Here is a 17895-nt window from a genome sequence, read left to right as displayed (position 1 = left end):
GGTTACCGGATTCACGCCGCGCCACCCTCGGTGGTGGTGGGCTGTCCGGCGGGCGTTTCGTTTCCGTCCGGCGCTGCTTCGGCATCGCTCTGCTTGTCGTCCAGGTCGAGGACGAGCTTGCCCTCGGCCTTGAGATCCGCGGATTTGGTGGCACCTTCCCAGATCCGCTTGGCGATTTCCTCGTCGAATCCCTCGATGGAGGCCAGCTCGTCGATCGGGGTATCGGCCACTTCATCCACCGTCCGGTAGCCCACCGAGTAGAGCAGTTCGCACTGCATGTCGGTGATACCCTCGATGGTCCGCAGTTCGGCCTTGGCAGCTGCCTGGAGCTTGGCAAACTCCGCCTCGCTCTTGATGTCGATCTTCCAGCCCAGAAGCATCGACGCGAGCCGGACGTTCTGGCCCCGCTTGCCGATGGCAAGTGAGAGCTGATCGTCAGCGACGAGGATCTGGAGCGTCTGTGATTCCGGCCGGGCGATAACCTTCAGGACTTCGGCCGGTGCCAGCGAGTTGATGGCAAAACGGTGCACTTCGTCGTCGTAAACCACGATGTCGATCTTCTCGCCGCGGAGTTCCTGCACAACGGCCTGCACGCGGCTGCCCTTCATGCCGACGCAGGCGCCAACCGGATCCACGTCGGAATCCCGGGACCGGACGGCGATTTTTGTCCGGGCGCCGGGCTCTCGGGCGATGGCCACGACCTCGACCGCACCCTCGGCGATCTCCGGCACCTCATTCTCGAACAGCCTCCGGACGAACTCCGGCGAACTCCGCGAGAGTTCCACGATCGGTCCGCGGTTGTTCTTGTTGACGTCAAGAATATAGGCGCGGATGCGGTCGCCCGGGCGGTAGGTTTCCCGCGGGACCTGCTGCTTGTGCTCCAGCACGGCTTCGGTGCGTCCCAGATCGACGATGATATTGCCCTTTTCGAACCGGCGGACGACGCCGCTGACGACTTCGCTCTTGCGGTCCTTGTATTCGGAGAAGATCAGCTCCCGCTCGGCGTCCCGTACCTTCTGGAGCAGGATCTGCCGCGCTGCCTGGGCCGGAATGCGGCCAAGCTCGGAGGTATCCAGCTTGATGCCCATGCTGTCGCCGGGCTGGGCCTCGGGGTCCAGTTCGCGGGCTTCCGACAGGGAAATCTGGAGTTCCGGGTTATCGACCGTTTCGGCGACATCCTTGAACTCGAACACCTCGATTTCGCCGCTCTCCTCGTTGAACTGTGCTTCGAGGACACGGGTGCGCTCGGGCGGCTCGGTAATCTCCTCGCCTTCGGCGGCGGGCCGTGCCTCACGCGAACTGATGCCAAGCTTCTTCTTGGCGGCAGCGAGCATCGCTTCCTTCAGGGCCTCGATGACGATTTCCTTTTCGATGCCCTTTTCCTTGGCGACAGCATCAATCACCCGTCCAAGGTTGGTGTCCAGCATGGGTTTCTTACCTCTTCAGGGCGCGCGCCTTGTGGCGGTGCGCCCGTGTCTTCAGTCTTTCCATTCCAGTTCGAGGTTCGCTCGCGCGATTTCCTCGTAGCGGAACCGCCGCCGCTCCGGCTCGGCCGTTACGGCCGCCTTTTTTCCTTTCGGTGCAGGCGGCAGGATCGCCAGCTCCACACCTTCCGAATCTGCCGACGCGAGGCGGCCGGTGTATTTTCCGGGCCGCTCATGCGGCGGCCTGCTCACGACCGACACCAGCCTCCCGCTGGCCCACCGGAAATCACGCTCACGCTTAAGTTCGCGGGTCAGTCCCGGCGAGGAACATTCCAGTTCGTAAGCGCCCTCGACCGGATCCTCGGCATCCAGCACGGCCGAAAATGCCCGTGAGAACTGCCCGATTTCCTCCAAGGTGACCGGACCCGTCTCCTGCCGGTTCTTCCGGTCCAGGGTGACCCGGACCTGGGATACGTTCCGGCGGGGGATAAACTCCAGATCGACCAGTTCCAGACCTTTTGACTCCAGAATCGGCAGCGCCAGTGCTTCAAGACGTTCCGTCAGAAGCTGTTCCCGCTGGGAAACCATGCGCTGTCCTCACCGTTGCGGCCCAATAAAGAAGGCGGGTTGGGGAACCCGCCTTCCTTAAGAAAGCCGCTTCTTGGGGCAAACGCATAACACAACCGGTCAGAGGCGGCAAGAAGACTCTTCTTGAAGCTGGAAAATGCAATAATAACAAGCTGTTATCGAAGTCGACTTGCCGGTATTTTCATGCCACGTTCGGCCCGTTTATGCCCGCTTCTGCTTCAGTATCTGCAGCGCGGCCGGTTGGCCGGTCTACGATGGCAAAACGTATGGTCATGTACGCTGCGGTAGCGTTCTGTCTACGCGGGCTATTTGTTGCTGTTCCCGTCATCAGTATTGATGAAGCGGTCTGGATGACTGGTGCCCGGATCTGGACTGGTGGGGGTGTTCCCTACCTCGATTTCGTGGATACGAAGCCGCCGGTCATTTTCGCCTTTTACGCGCTCACGGCCTGGATGGGCGAGCTGGCGATCCCGGCGCTGCGTGTGCTCTGCATCCTGCTGCTCGTGCTGTCGGCCTCAATGGCTGACCGGATCGTTGCCCTGCTTTCAGCCAGACCGGTTTCGGGAGTTCCCGCAGGGCTACTGCTACTTCTGGGACTGACGCTCGGCATGGAGCGGCAAACCCAGTTTGTTTCGACAGAACTCGTGTGTGCGTGTCTATTCATGGGTTCCTTGTGGTTGATTGCCACCGCCGGTCCCGGCGCACATCTCCGGCTTGCACTGGCGGGGGCACTCGCCATCCTGATTCCGTTCACCCGGATTCCGGCGGCTGTTCTGGGGCTGCCGCTGGCCGCAGTGCTGGTCGTTTGCGGAGAGTTACGGTCACTGGCCGTTCGCCTTCTCCTCTTTGTATCAGGTGGTGCGGTGGCACTGGTTTTACTCCTGACCCTGATGGGAGATGCCGGTGCCTTGCGTGAAATGGTGTTCTGGTCATGGACCGCGAACCAGCTTTATGTGGATGTGGGTCCGTCGGCCGCCGTTTCGGCCCGCCGGTTCCTGTCGAATGTCGCGCCCGCCTTCGCAATCACGCTCCCCCTGTGGGCGCTGGCTGGGGCGAGTATTCTCCGCCAGCAGGGGAAGGCCCGCTGGATCAGCGCTGCACTGCTGGCAGCGGCCATGCTTTCGCTGGCAGCGGCCGCCGCCGGAGGCCGCTGGCTCGGGCACTACTATCTTCAGGTTATTCCGCCACTCGTCCTTGTGGCGGCGCTGGCACCGGGACAGGAGCGGCTTCGTGCTGTTGCCACCGCTATCGTGGCTGCAGGAGCGCTGGTATTTACCGGTGTGGGTTTCTGGCGCCTTCATCTGGCCGAAAACACCCGTGAAACACGCGTCGAAGTCGCTGAAGCGGTCCGGTTTGTTCGTGATCGCACACGGGAAACCGACCGGATGCTCGTCTGGGGATATGGGCCGGATTTCTACGAACGATCGGGGCGGAGGCCTGCCACCCGGCATCTCACTCCTGCAACGACTGTCACGGGGTACTCCTTCGGCGGGGCAAAGGATTTCGCCAGCCGCATGAATCCGCAAGCGCTGGTTTTGCCGGAACGCTGGGCCCAGTTCATGAATGACCTGCGTTGCACCCCGCCCGCGATGATCGTCGATTTCAGCCGTTACGACTTCCACTATTTTGGCGGCTTTGGTTTCGAACACTATCCGGAACTGAACGAATGGGTTGAAACCAGCTGCACCGAGGCGGCATCTGATGGAAAGGCGGCCCGCTCATTCCGGTTTCTGGAATGCCACGCAACGCCAGAACCGGAAAGGTGCCGTAAAAAATGAGCCGGATGGAGGACAGTCTCCTGGTGGAGCGGCTGGGAATGATGCCGAAAGGCCAGTTCCTCGGCCTGACGCTGCTGATACTTGTGGCGACGCGATTTCCGTCAATGCTCGCTCCGCTGATGGACTCCGACGAGGCGGTGCGAGCCGTGGGCGCCAGAATACTGCTCGCCGGCGGCGTGCCTTACCTGGATTTCATCGACAACAAGCCCCCGCTCACATGGTTTCTTTTTGCCCTTGTGGGTGGCTCCGTGACGGGCGGGAGAATCCTGGCGGGCCTGTTTTCCTGGCTGACGGCGTTGCTCGTGGGTGAGATGCTGGCCGGAGCGGCAGCAGGACTGAAGCGTCTCGCGACGGTTTTCTATCTGCTCTTTTCAGCGGCGTGGCTGGACCGGCACTTCCTGACGGCAAATACCGAAGTGTTCATGAACCTGCCGCTGGCAGCAGCACTCGTGCTGGCGGTGCGTGAGCGAAATGGCCTGAAGGATGCGGCGGCAAACGGTCTTGCAGTGGGTGCGCTGTTCGCGCTCGCCGTTCTTGCCCGTCCGACCGCGCTTTTTGCGGCTCTGGCCGTGGCTGGCGTTTGGCTTGTTGCAGCCGGGCTCGCCGGAGAAGGACGCTTGCGGATTGTTATTGTCCGCTCGGCCGGAGCAGCGGCAGGTGGCATCGGTGTGCTGGGATTGGGCTATGCCGGTTTTCATCTGGCCGGAGCGGGTCATGAGTTTCTTTACTGGAGCTTCCTGTCGGGCGGCGACATCGGAGCTACGTCGAACCGTGGGCTGGACGGTTTTCGCCGGATGGCCACGTCGCTCCTTCCCTGGGTAGCCTCGGCGGCGCTTTTGTGGGCGGCACTTGTGGTGTCAACGGCGGAAATCCTGCGCCGCTGGCACGATTCGGTGCGTCAGCCGGACCGGCTGCTCCTTGCTGCCGTCTCCTGGATCACGATTGTTCCGTGCGCCTTCGGAGGCCGCTGGCGCGGCCATTACTTTCTGCAGTTCCTGCCTTCACTGGTGCCGCTCGCTGCTGTATTCGCGAATACCATCCTCAACCGTGACTCTTTCACCCCGCCCCGGTCATCGGGCCGCCGTCCGGCACTGGTAATGGCAGGGGCGCTCGTGCCGGCGCTCGCCGCGCTCGTCGTCAACTCGTCAAATCTTGCTACGGGTTCCATCGACCGGCGGATCGGCGAGGATGTCCTGGGACTGTCAGAGCACTGGAAACGGGATATCCCCCGGCAGGGAACAGTGTTCGTCTGGGGTTATGCCACTGGGGCCTATTATCTTTCTGGCCGGATGCCGGCTTCGCGTTATATCGTCCCGGTGACGAAGGTTTCGGGCTATGCGTTCGGCTCGGATGCCCAGCGGCGGGGCGAACTGGACGGGTCACAATTCATTGATCCGGATGAACTAGGGAAACTCGTCTCCGATCTGGAGAGAAGCCGCCCGCTCGAAATCGCCGATCTGTCGCCCGGCGGCTTGCACGGCTGGGGTTGCTGTCCGATGCCTCCCGCGCTGGCATCGTGGGTGGAGAGTCGCTATACGCAGGCGGACCCGGTGGGCCGGATCGTCATCTGGCGCCGGCGGGATAGTCCCTGAATCCTGACTTAAGGAAGCCGTCCCTTGGACTTCTCGCTCGTCGTCCCTACCTACAATGAAAGCGCCAATATCCGCGGCCTTCTGGACGAACTCGGACTGGCGTTGAATGGTCTCGACTATGAGATAGTCGTCGTGGACGATGATAGTCCTGACCGGACCTGGGAACTGGTCGACCGGTATTCGGCGGATCATCCGAGGGTTCGTGCTATCCGGCGGACCACCGAACGTGGTCTTGCCACGGCGGTCATTGCGGGGTGGCGGGCGGCAAAGGGCCGTTATCTCGCCGTGATTGACGGGGACGGACAGCATCCCCCCGAGGCGATTCGCCGCATCTTTGACCGCATGGCTGCCGGTGACGTGGATCTCGTGGCCGGTACCCGGAAATCGTCGGGCGGTTCTACCGGCGAGTGGAACCTGTGGCGCGTCTTTGTGAGCTGGGTGGCAACGATGATGGCGAAGGTTCTTTTCCCCATTCGGCTTCAGGGCCTTGGCGACCCGATGGGCGGGATGTTCTGCATGCGCCGCGAAGTGGTGCGCGGCAAAGTTCTGTCCCCCATTGGCTACAAGATCATGCTGGAGGCCATTATTCGCGGCCGCCCGGCGCGGATGGCGGAAGTCCCCTACACGTTCCTGGAACGCAAGGCGGGGGCCTCCAAGATGGGCATGAAGGAGATATTCCGTTATCTCGTCCACCTGCTCCGGATGAGGTTCCTGCCAGCCCCGAAGACCGGCATGGTAGTGGAGTAGTTTCTGCCAGCTATACGATCAGCTTCTGTGAAAGCCGCAGGATCGCTTTCACATCGGTATGTTCGCCGTCGAGGATTTCGAGTAGCAGGGCGCCGGTAATGGTGCTGATCATCAGGGTGGCGCGGATGCGGGCGGCGTCGAGGTTCCCATCCTTGCCCGTGCGGACAAAGTGCGAAGCGAGCAGTTCCTTGTAGTTTTGGACGAGGGTTCGCAGAAGGTTCGTGGTTTTTTCCGAGGCGTCATCGGCCTCCAGAACCAGTCCCAGCATCATGCGGAACAGGTCGCCCTGCTTGGAGATGATGTCGAGATCCTCGTCCGAAAGGACGCCCAGAATGTCTGTAGGCGAGGAGAGCACCAGTTCCTTGTCGGAAACCATCGCCAGCAACTGCCGGATCGAATCGTCCAGGATGGCCTGAAGCAACCCCTCTTTGGTGTCGAAATGCCAGAATACTGCGGCCGTGGAAATGCCCACGTCCTGGGCGATGGCGCCGACAGACGTGCTGCGGTACCCGTGCCGGGCGAAATGGCGGACGGCAGTATCAATGATTGCCTGCCGGGTCTGTTCGGCAGACTGCCCCCGCTTGGCGTGACCTTTGGCGGCCTGAACCACGGCGGTAGAACCCTTTAATGTAGCGTTAAGCGAATCTTCTCTCGGGAAGTCGATTCCTTAATCTTTTCAAGTATATCGGAATTGCAGGGGCAGCGCAATGAAATCCGGCTGGACCCGCATCCTGGAGGGATGGCCGGATGCGTTAATTCCTTGTTGATTCCAGCGGACGAATCGAGCATAAGGGCGGGGCCCCAAAGTGCCTCCGACAACGAGGTATTAGGGGCTGTTTGTCTCGCTGGCGTAGCTCAATGGTAGAGCAGCGGTTTTGTAAACCGCCGGTTGTAGGTTCAAGTCCTATCGCCAGCTCCAGCGAGTTCAGGCGGTGTTTGTTGAAGAAAGTCACCGGTTTACGCACGGAAGCGTGGCCGAGCGGTTAATGGCAGCAGACTGTAAATCTGCCGGGTAATGTACCCTACGAAGGTTCGAATCCTTCCGCTTCCACCAGTTCCGGTGACGGTGAGAAAAAGGACAGAAAGCGGGCGGGTTTAGCTCAGTTGGTAGAGCGCCGTCCTTCCAAGTCGGAGGTCACGGGTTCGAGCCCCGTAACCCGCTCCAGAATATGCCGGGCGGAAAGACCCGGAAAGAGGTTTTGCTAACGTAGCTCAGTTGGTAGAGCACGTCCTTGGTAAGGACGAGGTCGTGGGTTCGATCCCCATCGTTAGCTCCAGCGAGATCACACCAACTTAAGAAAAGGGAACGACCATGTCGAAGGAAAAGTTTGAGCGTACGAAACCGCACTGCAACATCGGAACGATCGGCCATGTGGACCACGGGAAGACGACGCTGACGGCGGCGATCACGACGGTTCTGTCGAAGCAGGGCAAGGCGCAGGCGAAGGCGTATGACCAGATCGACAACGCTCCGGAGGAGAAGGCGCGTGGTATCACGATCAACACGGCGCACGTGGAGTACGAGACGGACAAGCGCCACTACGCGCACGTCGACTGCCCGGGCCACGCCGACTACGTGAAGAACATGATCACGGGAGCGGCGCAGATGGACGGGGCGATCCTGGTGGTGAGCGCGGCCGACGGCCCGATGCCGCAGACGCGCGAGCACATCCTTCTGGCGCGTCAGGTGGGTGTTCCCTACATCGTGGTGTTCCTGAACAAGGTGGACATGGTGGAGGACAAGGAACTGCTGGACCTGGTGGAGCTGGAAGTGCGGGAACTGCTGAAGCAGTACAAGTTCCCGGGCGACGAGATCCCGATCGTGAAGGGCTCGGCGAAGCTGGGGCTGGAGGGCGACGAGGGGGAACTGGGTTCCCAGGCGATCGCGAAGCTGATGGAGGCCGTGGACAGCTACATCCCGCAGCCCGAGCGTCCCCTGGACCTGCCGTTCCTGATGCCGGTGGAGGACGTGTTTTCGATCTCCGGTCGCGGGACGGTGGTGACGGGCCGTGTGGAGCGCGGGATCGTCAAGGTCGGCGACGAGATCGAGATCGTGGGCCTTCGCCCGACGACGAAGACGACGTGCACGGGAGTGGAGATGTTCCGCAAGCTTCTGGACCAGGGGCAGGCGGGCGACAACGTGGGCGTTCTGCTGCGTGGAACGAAGAAGGAAGAGGTGGAGCGCGGGCAGGTTCTGGCCAAGCCGGGCTCGATCACGCCGCACACGAAGTTCACGGGCGAGGTGTATGTGCTGACGAAGGAGGAGGGCGGCCGCCACACGCCGTTCTTCAACGGCTACCGTCCGCAGTTCTACTTCCGGACGACGGACGTGACGGGCTCGGTGACGCTGCCGTCGGGGACGGAGATGGTGATGCCGGGCGACAACGTGACGATCACGGTGGAGCTGATCACGCCGATCGCGATGGACAAGCAGCTCCGGTTCGCCATCCGCGAGGGCGGCAGGACCGTCGGCGCCGGTGTCGTCGCCGATATCCTCGCGTAAGTGGTGAAAGAGAAGAAGGAGTAGACCAATGGCATCTGATCACAGAATGGACGTGGGATTGCGCTGTACCGAGTCCGGGCACATCAACTATGTGTCCACCCGGAACCGCAACAATACGAAAGAGAAGCTGGAGATCCGGAAATACAATCCGCATCTTCGCAAGCATACGATCCACAAGGAAGTGAAGATCCAGACGCACCAGAAGAACTGATGCGTGCGCCCGCCGGACGGGGCGTCTAAGCGGGACAGGATCGCCCGGAACTTTCATGTGGGCCAGTAGCTCCAATGGTAGAGCGGCGGATTCCAAATCCGAAGGTTCCAGGTTCGAGTCCTGGTTGGCCCGCCAGCATTTAAGGTCCCCGGAGCGGCAAAGAGGCCGCTGGCCAGGGCGGCGAGGAACGGTGAACAGTCATGGCAGCAGGTGCTGAACAGCAGAAGGAAGGCCGGGGCACGGTCCCCGAGCTGGTGGAATTCCTCGAGGATACGTGGGAGGAGCGAAAGCTCATTGAGTGGCCTGCCGCGGAAACCGTGAAGCAGGCAACCTGGGTCGTGGTCGTCTTTATCGCCATCTGCACGACGCTGCTGGGCACTGCGGATTTCATTTTTTCCCGGCTCCTCGGCTGGCTGATCCGGTAGGGGAAGGGGGCCGGAAGCCTGCAAGGCAGGCCCCAGTCAAGGTGCAATCATGAGTGAAGAAACCTCCCGGCCGAAGAACCCCAATCTCCGGTGGTACGTCGTACATACCAGCACGGGCTTTGAAATGAAGGCCCAGAAAGCCCTTCTGGAGCGTATCAAGGCATACCATGTAGAGGACAAGTTCGGAGACGTGCTGGTCCCGCAGGAAAAGGTGGTCGAGACCGTCAAGGGCACGGGCAAGAAGAAGACCTCCCACCGCAAGTTCCTGCCGGGGTATATTCTGGTCCAGATGGAAATGAGCCAGCAGACCTGGCATCTGGTCATGGACACGCCCAAGATCACCGGTTTCGTGGGAGCCGCCCGGGTGGGTGGCGCGCCGCAGAATCCGCTCGACATTCCGGCTGTGACCGAGGAAGAGGTCCAGCGGCTCACGGCGCAGATGACCGAGGCGGCCGAAAAGCCCACGGTGCTCAAGTCCTTTGAAAAGGGCGAGAATATCCGCGTGGTCGAGGGCCCCTTCGCCAACTTTACCGGTATCGTCGACGAGTTCCGTCCCGATCGCGGCAAGGTCAAGGTTCTGGTATCGATTTTTGGCCGGGCAACGCCGGTCGAACTCGATCTGATGCAGGTGGAACGGGCCTGACGGGACGGGCCGCGGGGTAGTGCATGCCCCGGTCTTGACTTCCCGCAAGCATCCTTATAGAGATGCGCTCCTTATGCGGGGTGGTCCCGCAGGCTCAGGATAGTTAACTTACTGTTATTACTAGAGGTTTTGGGCGATGGCGAAGAAGGTCACCGGTCAGGTCAAATTGCAGATTCCGGCCGGCAAGGCGAATCCGGCTCCGCCGGTGGGGCCGGCACTCGGCCAGCACGGCGTGAATATCCAGGAGTTCTGCAAGCAGTTCAACGCGGCAACCCAGGCGATGATGAAGGAAGACATCATTATCCCGGTTGTCATCACCATCTATCAGGACCGCTCATTCACTTTCATCCTGAAGACCCCGCCGGCGGCCTCGCTGCTGATGAAGGTGGCCAAGATCCCGAAAGGGTCGGCTACCCCCAACAAGGTCAAGGTCGGCTCGGTGACGCGCAAGCAGCTCCGCGAGATTGCCGAGCGCAAGATGCCCGATCTCAACACGACCGATATTGAGGCCGCGACCCGCACGATCGAGGGTACTGCCAGGAGCATGGGGCTCACGGTCGAGGGTTGATTGCTGTCTCCGGTTACCGGGGCCAGGAACAGGAAAACCGCGGGAGCGGAACGGCCAGAAGGCCGCCGCGCTGGGACCGCCAAGCCAAAGGAGAGCTGATACTCATGGCCGGAAAGAAATACCGGGAATTCCAGAAGAAGGTCGATAGCGAGAAGCAGTACTCGCTGGAAGAGGCGGTCGCGCTCGCCAAGTCGACCTCGCCCAGCAAGTTCGACGCTTCGGTGGATATCGCCGTCCGGCTGGGAGTCGACCCCAAGCAGGCTGACCAGAACATCCGCGGAATGATCAAGCTGCCCCATGGCGGCGGCAAGGAAGTCCGTGTTGTCGTGTTCGCAAAGCCCGACAAAGCGGCTGAGGCCACCAAGGCCGGCGCCGTTGACGCGGGCGACGATGAACTGGTGAAGAAGATATCGGAAGGCTGGCTCGAGTTCGACGCCGCCGTCGCTACGCCAGACATGATGGGCAAGGTAGGCCGGATCGGAAAGATCCTCGGTCCCCGGGGTCTGATGCCGAATCCCAAGCTCGGCACGGTCACGATGGACGTGGCGGGTGCTGTTAGCGAACTGCGTTCGGGCAAGCGCGAATACAAGGTCGACAAGGCCGGTATCGTGCACTTTTCGGTGGGCCGGGTCTCGATGTCGGTCGAGCAGCTTCATGACAACGTCATGGCGCTCATCGATCTCCTGAACAAGGTGAAGCCGGCAAGCGCCAAGGGAATATACGTAAAAACGGTCAGTCTCACGACGACGATGGGGCCAGGGATCCGGCTGAATCCGGCCTTCGCCCGCGGCGTTGCGGAAGCGGCCTGACCTGAAGCGGCAAGTTTTTGCCCGGCCTGCCGGCCGGGCGGCCCCATGAACCCGTTAGGACTGATGACAGGAGAACAGGGCAGCACAATCTAGAGCATAAAGCGCCGGCGGCAGTCCTGAGCGGCTGAGGCCGGAGCGAATGTGTAATTTTCCGCTTGTGTTCGCGTGTCGAAGACAGCAGGCGGCGTGAGACTCACGCTCTAATGAGGGGGAAGAGAACCCCTCGCCTGCCGAGAAATGCGAAGACACAGCGGCGTCTGTGTTTATGGACGTTTGATCTGGCTTCCAGCGTTCTGAGATCGCGGGACCGGGCGGGAAACGACGCCAAATGCCCCTCGTCCCGCGAGGAGAAAGGAGAAAGCCAGCAAGAATATGAACAAGACAGACAAAGACTCTCTGATCCAGGAACTCGTGCAGGAGTTCAAAGACGTGCAGTCGGCCGTGGTGACCCAGAATCTGGGTATGCCGGTGTCGGAAGTAACCGTGCTCCGCCGGGAAATCCGGCAGAACGCGGGTAAATTCCGCGTGGTCAAGAACACGCTTGCGCGGCGGGCCATCAAGGGCACGCCGATGGAAGCGTTGTCGGACAGCCTTACCGGACCGACGGGCATCTCGTATTCGAGCACCGACCCGGTGGCGCATCTGAAAGCCGTCGTAAAGGCCGCCAAGGCCGAAGGCGTGAAGATGAAGATAGTGGCCGGTGTGTTCGAAGGGCGTCTGCTCAGCATCGCTGAAGTGGAAACGCTCTCGAAGATGCCGCCCAAGGAAGAACTCATCGCGAAGATGCTGGGCTCCCTCAATGCACCGGCGACCAACCTCGCCTGCGCACTGAAGGATGTGGCCGGGCAGCTCGTACGGGCGATGGAACAGGTACGCGTCCAGAAGGCGGCCGCCGGCGGTTGATTCGCCGGGGCGGCTTCCGGGAAAGCGCATATCGAACGAAGCATGGATGAACAAAGGTTCGCGCCGTGAAACCCGCGGGTATCCGGCGCCCAGACAGATAAAAAAAGGTAGTACAACTCATGTCAGCTCTCAGTAATGAACAGATCGTGGAAGCTCTTAAGGTCAAGCCGCTCATGGAAGTGGCCGACCTGGTGAAGAAGATTGAGGAGGCGTTCGGCGTCTCGGCGGCGGCTCCGGTGGCCGTGGCTGCGGCGGGTGCCCCGGCGGCAGGCGCCGCGGCAGCCGAGGTGAAGGACACGTTTGACGTGATCCTGAAGGCCGCAGGCGACAAGAAGATCAACGTGATCAAGGTCGTCCGCGAACTGACGCAACTCGGTCTCAAGGAAGCCAAGGATCTCGTCGATGGCGCGCCCAAGACCGTTAAAGAAGGCGTGAAGAAGGACGAGGCTGAAACTATGAAGAAGAAGCTCGAGGCCGAAGGCGCTCAGGTGGAACTGAAGTAGTTTCACGGACGTCCTTCAGCAGATGAAACGGGTGCATGGGGCTTGCGGCCCCGCCTGAAAACCGGACCGCAAGTCTCGCACTCACCCGGCTCCCGGCCCCAATGCGGGAGCGAACCCCTGGAAACTCCGCGGGAAGCGCGAACGACAACCAGAAGTGACCGGACGCCCTCGTGCAGAAGAGCGGCGGGACCGGATCAGGAGCATCACGGATGAAGCAGCGAATCGAGGCCTACCGTATCCGGAAGAATTTTGCGCGGGTTCCCCAGGTGATCCCGATACCGAGCCTGATCGATATCCAGACCCGCTCGTTCGACAAGTTCCTCCAGGCCGACATTCCGCCGGAAAAACGCGACGACACGGGCCTTCAGGGTGTCTTCAAGAGTGTCTTCCCGATCCGCGACTTCAACAAGACGAGCCAGCTTGAATTCGTCAGTTACCGGCTCGATCCGCCCAAGTATGAAGTGGACGAATGCCTCTCGCGCGGCATGACGTTCGCCCGGCCGCTGCTCGTCACGCTCCGTCTCGTCATCTGGGATACCAGCGAAGACGGCCGCACCCAGTCGGTCCGCGACATCAAGGAGAAAGAGGTCTATTTCGGGGATATCCCGATCATGACCGAGCACGGCACGTTCATCATCAACGGGACCGAGCGCGTCGTCGTGAGCCAGCTCCACCGGTCGCCCGGCGTGTTTTTCAATCACGACAAGGGCAAGCACCACAGTTCGGGCAAGTTCCTCTATTCCGCACGGGTGATTCCCTACCGCGGTTCGTGGCTCGACTTCGAGTTCGATCACAAGGACCTGCTCTATGTCCGTATCGACCGGCGCCGCAAGCTGCATGTCACGGTACTGCTGCGGGCGATGGGCCTGAACGATGAAGACATCCTGAATACGTTCTACAAGACCGAAACCATCGAGTTTGACGGGAAGGAACTGTTCAAGCGTTTCGATTTCAGCCTGCTGCTCGGGCAGCGCGCCACCCGTGACATCAAGGATGCCGGCGGCGAGGTGGTCATCCAGAAGAATCAGAAGATCAACAAGCGCAACCTGCGCGACGTCGTCTCGCGCAAGATCGAGCGGCTGCCCGTGACGGCCGATGAGGTTGTCGGCCAGGTATTCGCCTACGACGTGGTGAATCCGGAAAACGGCGCGGTGATTGCCGAGGCGAACGAGACCGTCACTGAGGACCAGATCACCCGTATCCGCGAAGCCGGCATCCAGTCTTTTGAAGTGCTCCACATGGACGGACACATCGTCCCGACGGCGATTCATGCGACGCTCGGTGTGGACAAGATCCGCGAGCGGATGGACGCCCTCAGCGAGATCTACCGCCGCCTGCGGCCCGGAGATCCGGCAAGCCCGGCTGCTGCCGCCAAGCATTTCAACTCGCTCTTCTTCGACCGGGAGCGGTACGACCTGTCATCGGTGGGCCGCGTCAAGCTGAACGAGAAGATCGGTCTGCACGACTACCGGATTACCGTGTCCCCGCACCGCTTCAAGGGCGTGACGGTGGCGCGCGTGCTCGCGCACTATAGCTCCCAGTCCGATTACCGGAAGAATGTGGACATGCTCCGCGTGGCCAACCGCGCAGTCGACTTCGTCCGCGATTTCGACCGTCGCGAGACGGATAACGCCGATAACTGGAAGCCGCTGCTGGTCGTTCTCCCCGCGGGCTCCTTCACGTCGGAGGGCAGCCGGAGCCTGGATGCGCTCATGCAGTCCAAGCGCCGCGGCAAGGAGTATGAGGGCCAGATCGAGGAGCTGGTCCGCAGTTCGATGGTGGTTCGCGAACTGCGCCAGATGGCCGCGGTCAACCGCGCCGGGATTCTGGCGGGATTCGATTCGAAGCCCGATGCAGGCAACGAGCGGGGCGGAGCCGAGGGGCTCCCGCATTCCCGCATCCAGCTTGCCGTCTACTGTCCACCGGACGGCTCGACGCCCCAGGTTTTCTGGAAGACCCGCGAACTGGCAGGGGAAGAGGGCGTTTACGTCAGCGATCAGAAGCGCGAGGACGTGATCGAGTTCGCTGGCGTCAAGTTCGCCGTCGGACTGTGCGCCGGCTGCAAGGGGCTGGACAAGAAGGCCTCGGTGGACGGCATCCTGATGCTGCACCACTACCTGACGAAATCGCAGCAGACGCCGGTCGATACGGTGGAACGCCACAAGGCGTCGTATCTCACGGTGGCTTCCGCGTTCGTGAAGGACGAGGTGAGCGAGAAGACGGCCATCGAGGGGCTTGTGCGTGGCGGCGAGGTGTCGCTCGCTCCACAGACGCTCCGCAGCGTCGAACAGACGACGCTCGACCGCTACGACATCCTGGAAGTGGTCGGCTACCTGGTTCGCCTCAAGGGCGGCGAGGGCTCGATTGACGACATTGACAACCTCGGCAACCGCCGGGTGCGCGCCGTGGGCGAGCTGCTGGAGAACCAGTATCGAATCGGCCTTGTCCGCCTGGAGCGAAGCGTCAAAGAGACGATGAGCTTCAAGGAAGTCGAAACACTGAAACCCGACGAGCTGGTTAACACCAAGCCGGTGTCGTCGGTTATCAAGGAGTTCTTCGGTTCATCACAGCTCACGCAGTTCATGGACCAGACGAACCCGCTCTCGGAAATCACCCACAAGCGGCGCCTGTCGGCGCTCGGGCCGGGCGGTCTTACCCGTGAGCGCGCCGGCTTCGAGGTGCGCGACGTCCATTTCACGCACTACGGCCGCATCTGCCCGATTGAAACACCGGAAGGGCCGAACATCGGTCTTATCTCCTCGCTCTCGACCTACGCCCGGGTCAACGACTTCGGGTTTATTGAGACGCCCTACCGCCGCGTCGTGAACGGCGTCGTGCAGAACGAGGTGTCGTTCCTGACCGCCAATGCCGAGGAAGGCGCCACGATCTGCCAGGCGAACGTCCGTATCGGACCGAACAACGAACTGCTGGACGAGTTCCTGCAGGCCCGGGTCAATGGCGAATTCGTGCTCGCACGGCGCGAGGAGGTCCAGTACATCGACGTCTCGCCGAACCAGCTGGTGTCGGTGGCGGCCTCGCTCATTCCGTTCCTCCAGAATGACGACGCCAACCGTGCGCTCATGGGATCCAACATGCAGCGGCAAGCTGTTCCGCTGCTCCGGACCGAGCCGCCGCTCGTCGGAACGGGCCTTGAGCAGGTCGTCGCCAGGGACTCCGGCTCGACGGTAACGGCTCGCCGTGACGGCGCGGTCGTCTATGTGGATGCAAACCGCATCGTCGTGAAGGCCGAGGAGATTTCCGACCGGCTGACCGACGTGGGCGTCGACATCTACACGATGAGCAAGTTCCAGCGGTCGAACCAGTCAACCTGCCTGAACCAGCGCCCCATCGTCCGGATTGGCGAGAAGGTGCGCCGCGACCAGGTGATCGCCGACGGATCGGCCACCTCCGACGGCGAACTGGCACTGGGCCAGAACCTTGTGGTCGCGTTCATGCCATGGTCGGGATACAACTTCGAGGACTCGATCCTCATCAACGAAAAGGTGGTGGTGGACGACCGCTTCACCTCGATACATATCGAGGTGTTCGAATGTGTCGCCCGTGACACCAAGCTCGGCCCGGAGGAGATCACCCGGGACATTCCGAACGTGGGCGATGAGGCCCTGAAGAACCTGGACGAGGCGGGCATTATCCGCATCGGTGCCGAGGTCCGGTCAGGCGACATTCTGGTCGGCAAGATCACGCCCAAGGGCGAGACGCAGCTCTCTCCGGAAGAGAAGCTGCTCCGCGCCATCTTCGGCGAAAAGGCGGGCGATGTCCGCGACACCTCGCTCCGCGTTCCGCCTGGCGTCACCGGAACGGTCATCGGGGCGCAGGTGTTTTCGCGCAAGGGTATCGACAAAGACGACCGGGCGCGTGAGATCGAGGAGATCGAGGTCGCACGCCTTGAGCAGGACCGCAAGGACAACATCAAGGTCATCCGCGACACGGCTTACGAGAAGATCCGCGATATCTTCCAGGGAAGCCATGCGGCAAGCGACGTTTCGGACGGCGACGGGCACAAGCTGGTTTCCAAGGGCGGCGTCCTGACGGCTGATGCGGTGGAGAAGATCCCGCGCTCGAAATACCGCGATGTCACTCTCAAGGATGACAAGAAGAACGAGGACGTAAAGACGATCCTCTCGCGCATGGACAGCCAGATCGACCTGATCACCCAGGCGTTCGAGGACAAGATCTCGCGCCTGCGCAAGGGCGACGAGCTTCAGCCCGGCGTCATCAAGATGGTGAAGACCTATGTCGCCATCAAGCGCAAGCTGCAGGTGGGTGACAAGATGGCGGGCCGGCACGGCAACAAGGGCGTGGTAAGCCGCATCCTTCCGCAGGAGGACATGCCGTTCATGGAAGATGGCACTCCGGTGGAGATCGTGCTGAACCCGCTGGGCGTCCCCTCGCGCATGAACGTGGGGCAGGTGCTCGAAACGCACCTGGGCTGGGCGGCCCGTGGTCTGGGAACGCAGATCGGTGAGCTGCTCGACCGCACACGTGCGAGCATGGTCCAGCAGCTCCGGCGCAAGCTGAAGGAAGTGTATACCGAGGCCGTGTACAACCAGGTGTTCAAGAACGCCGCCGATGACGAGATTATCGATGCCTGCCGGAAGCTCCGGCGTGGCATCCGGCTGGCGACGCCGGTTTTCGACGGCGCCACCGAGGACGACATCTGGTCGGCGCTCGAAATGGCCGGGCTGCCCCGGTCTGGCCAGATGCGGCTCTACGACGGCCGCACGGGCGAGGCATTCGACCAGCCGGTGACGGTGGGCTCGATGTACATGCTCAAGCTCCATCACCTCGTGGACGAGAAGATCCACGCCCGCTCGATCGGTCCGTACTCGCTCGTCACCCAACAGCCGCTGGGCGGCAAGGCGCAGTTCGGCGGCCAGCGGCTCGGCGAAATGGAAGTCTGGGCGCTCGAAGCGTACGGCGCAGCCTACACGCTGCAGGAGTTCCTCACCGTGAAGTCGGATGACATCGCGGGCCGGAACCGGATGTACGAGTCGATCGTCAAGGGAGAGCACACGTTCGAGCCGGGCCTGCCCGAATCGTTCAACGTGCTCGTGAAGGAACTTCAGGCGCTCGCGCTCGACGTGACGCCGATGGAAAACGACACCCCCGTGGTGACCAGCGACGGAAGCGGCCTCTGATTTTAGAGACGAACGGCACGGCACCCGCGGATACGGATATCC

The 17895-nt window shown here is 61.6% G+C and carries 15 protein-coding genes and 5 tRNA genes; 17 read left to right on the top strand and 3 right to left on the bottom strand.

All coding sequences use genetic code 11. The annotated features are described in order from the left end of the window. Positions 1-11 precede the first annotated feature (11 nt). Together nusA and KIT79_00565 are read right to left on the bottom strand one after the other, a co-directional pair. Positions 12-1427, bottom strand: a complete 1416-nt coding sequence (gene nusA / locus KIT79_00570) for a transcription termination/antitermination protein NusA (GenBank protein MCW5827784.1) — start codon at positions 1425-1427, stop codon at positions 12-14. A gap of 51 nt (positions 1428-1478) precedes the next feature. Next, positions 1479-2012 (bottom strand): ribosome maturation factor RimP, encoded by a 534-nt coding sequence (locus tag KIT79_00565; protein ID MCW5827783.1) that lies wholly within the window; start codon positions 2010-2012, stop codon positions 1479-1481. Between the two features lie 272 nt (positions 2013-2284). On the opposite strand from KIT79_00565, the gene KIT79_00560 reads away from it, so the two are divergent. The 3 genes from KIT79_00560 to KIT79_00550 are packed head-to-tail and all read left to right on the top strand — an operon-like array spanning position 2285 to position 6129. Then, positions 2285-3790 carry a hypothetical protein gene (locus KIT79_00560; GenBank protein ID MCW5827782.1) on the top strand — a complete coding sequence of 502 codons (1506 nt, stop codon included), beginning with the start codon at positions 2285-2287 and terminating at the stop codon, positions 3788-3790. Then, the gene (locus KIT79_00555) at positions 3787-5382 is read left to right on the top strand and encodes a hypothetical protein (protein MCW5827781.1); all 1596 of its coding nucleotides are present in this window, start codon (positions 3787-3789) and stop codon (positions 5380-5382) included. Before KIT79_00560 ends, KIT79_00555 begins: the two co-directional genes overlap by 4 nt. A gap of 24 nt (positions 5383-5406) precedes the next feature. Beyond that, positions 5407-6129 (top strand): polyprenol monophosphomannose synthase, encoded by a 723-nt coding sequence (locus tag KIT79_00550; GenBank protein ID MCW5827780.1) that lies wholly within the window; start codon positions 5407-5409, stop codon positions 6127-6129. 10 nt (positions 6130-6139) lie between these two features. Here KIT79_00550 and KIT79_00545 read toward each other — a convergent pair whose 3' ends face one another. Next, positions 6140-6739 carry a TetR/AcrR family transcriptional regulator gene (locus KIT79_00545; protein ID MCW5827779.1) on the bottom strand — a complete coding sequence of 200 codons (600 nt, stop codon included), beginning with the start codon at positions 6737-6739 and terminating at the stop codon, positions 6140-6142. A 234-nt stretch (positions 6740-6973) separates the two neighbouring features. Between KIT79_00545 and KIT79_00540 the strand changes: the two genes are divergently transcribed. The 14 genes from KIT79_00540 to rpoB all read left to right on the top strand — a co-directional run bounded on the left by KIT79_00540 (position 6974) and on the right by rpoB (position 17853). Next, a tRNA-Thr gene (locus tag KIT79_00540) sits at positions 6974-7048 on the top strand. A 46-nt stretch (positions 7049-7094) separates the two neighbouring features. Next, positions 7095-7183 (top strand) — tRNA-Tyr (locus tag KIT79_00535). Positions 7184-7218: 35 nt separating this feature from the next. Beyond that, positions 7219-7294, top strand: a tRNA-Gly gene (locus KIT79_00530). Between the two features lie 36 nt (positions 7295-7330). Then, positions 7331-7406: transfer RNA gene (locus tag KIT79_00525), tRNA-Thr, on the top strand. Positions 7407-7441: 35 nt separating this feature from the next. Then, positions 7442-8632, top strand: coding sequence for an elongation factor Tu (tuf, locus tag KIT79_00520; GenBank protein ID MCW5827778.1), 1191 nt, complete (start codon positions 7442-7444; stop codon positions 8630-8632). Positions 8633-8660: 28 nt separating this feature from the next. After that, positions 8661-8843: a 50S ribosomal protein L33 gene (rpmG, locus tag KIT79_00515; GenBank protein MCW5827777.1), complete on the top strand. Its 183-nt coding sequence runs from the start codon at positions 8661-8663 to the stop codon at positions 8841-8843. A gap of 59 nt (positions 8844-8902) precedes the next feature. Further along, a tRNA-Trp gene (locus KIT79_00510) sits at positions 8903-8978 on the top strand. A 65-nt stretch (positions 8979-9043) separates the two neighbouring features. Then, complete coding sequence (secE, locus tag KIT79_00505; protein ID MCW5827776.1) at positions 9044-9268, top strand: preprotein translocase subunit SecE; 225 nt, start codon at positions 9044-9046, stop codon at positions 9266-9268. Between the two features lie 49 nt (positions 9269-9317). Continuing rightward, on the top strand, positions 9318-9911 hold the full coding sequence (gene nusG / locus KIT79_00500; GenBank protein MCW5827775.1) for a transcription termination/antitermination protein NusG: 594 nt from the start codon (positions 9318-9320) through the stop codon (positions 9909-9911). A 136-nt stretch (positions 9912-10047) separates the two neighbouring features. After that, a complete protein-coding gene (gene rplK / locus KIT79_00495) occupies positions 10048-10479 on the top strand; it encodes a 50S ribosomal protein L11 (protein MCW5827774.1) in 432 nt (143 codons plus the stop codon). A gap of 98 nt (positions 10480-10577) precedes the next feature. Next, complete coding sequence (rplA, locus tag KIT79_00490; protein ID MCW5827773.1) at positions 10578-11288, top strand: 50S ribosomal protein L1; 711 nt, start codon at positions 10578-10580, stop codon at positions 11286-11288. A gap of 372 nt (positions 11289-11660) precedes the next feature. Further along, positions 11661-12191, top strand: coding sequence for a 50S ribosomal protein L10 (rplJ, locus tag KIT79_00485; protein ID MCW5827772.1), 531 nt, complete (start codon positions 11661-11663; stop codon positions 12189-12191). A gap of 119 nt (positions 12192-12310) precedes the next feature. Beyond that, positions 12311-12694 (top strand): 50S ribosomal protein L7/L12, encoded by a 384-nt coding sequence (gene rplL, locus KIT79_00480; GenBank protein MCW5827771.1) that lies wholly within the window; start codon positions 12311-12313, stop codon positions 12692-12694. A 209-nt stretch (positions 12695-12903) separates the two neighbouring features. Then, positions 12904-17853 (top strand): DNA-directed RNA polymerase subunit beta, encoded by a 4950-nt coding sequence (gene rpoB, locus KIT79_00475; protein MCW5827770.1) that lies wholly within the window; start codon positions 12904-12906, stop codon positions 17851-17853. The last annotated feature ends 42 nt before the right edge of the window (positions 17854-17895 follow it).

The sequence above is a fragment of the Deltaproteobacteria bacterium genome (assembly GCA_026129095.1).
Lineage (GTDB): Bacteria > JAGRBM01 > JAGRBM01 > JAGRBM01 > JAHCIT01 > JAHCIT01.
Note: the sequence above shows the minus strand (reverse complement) of the source record. Positions and strands in the feature narration are given on the sequence as shown.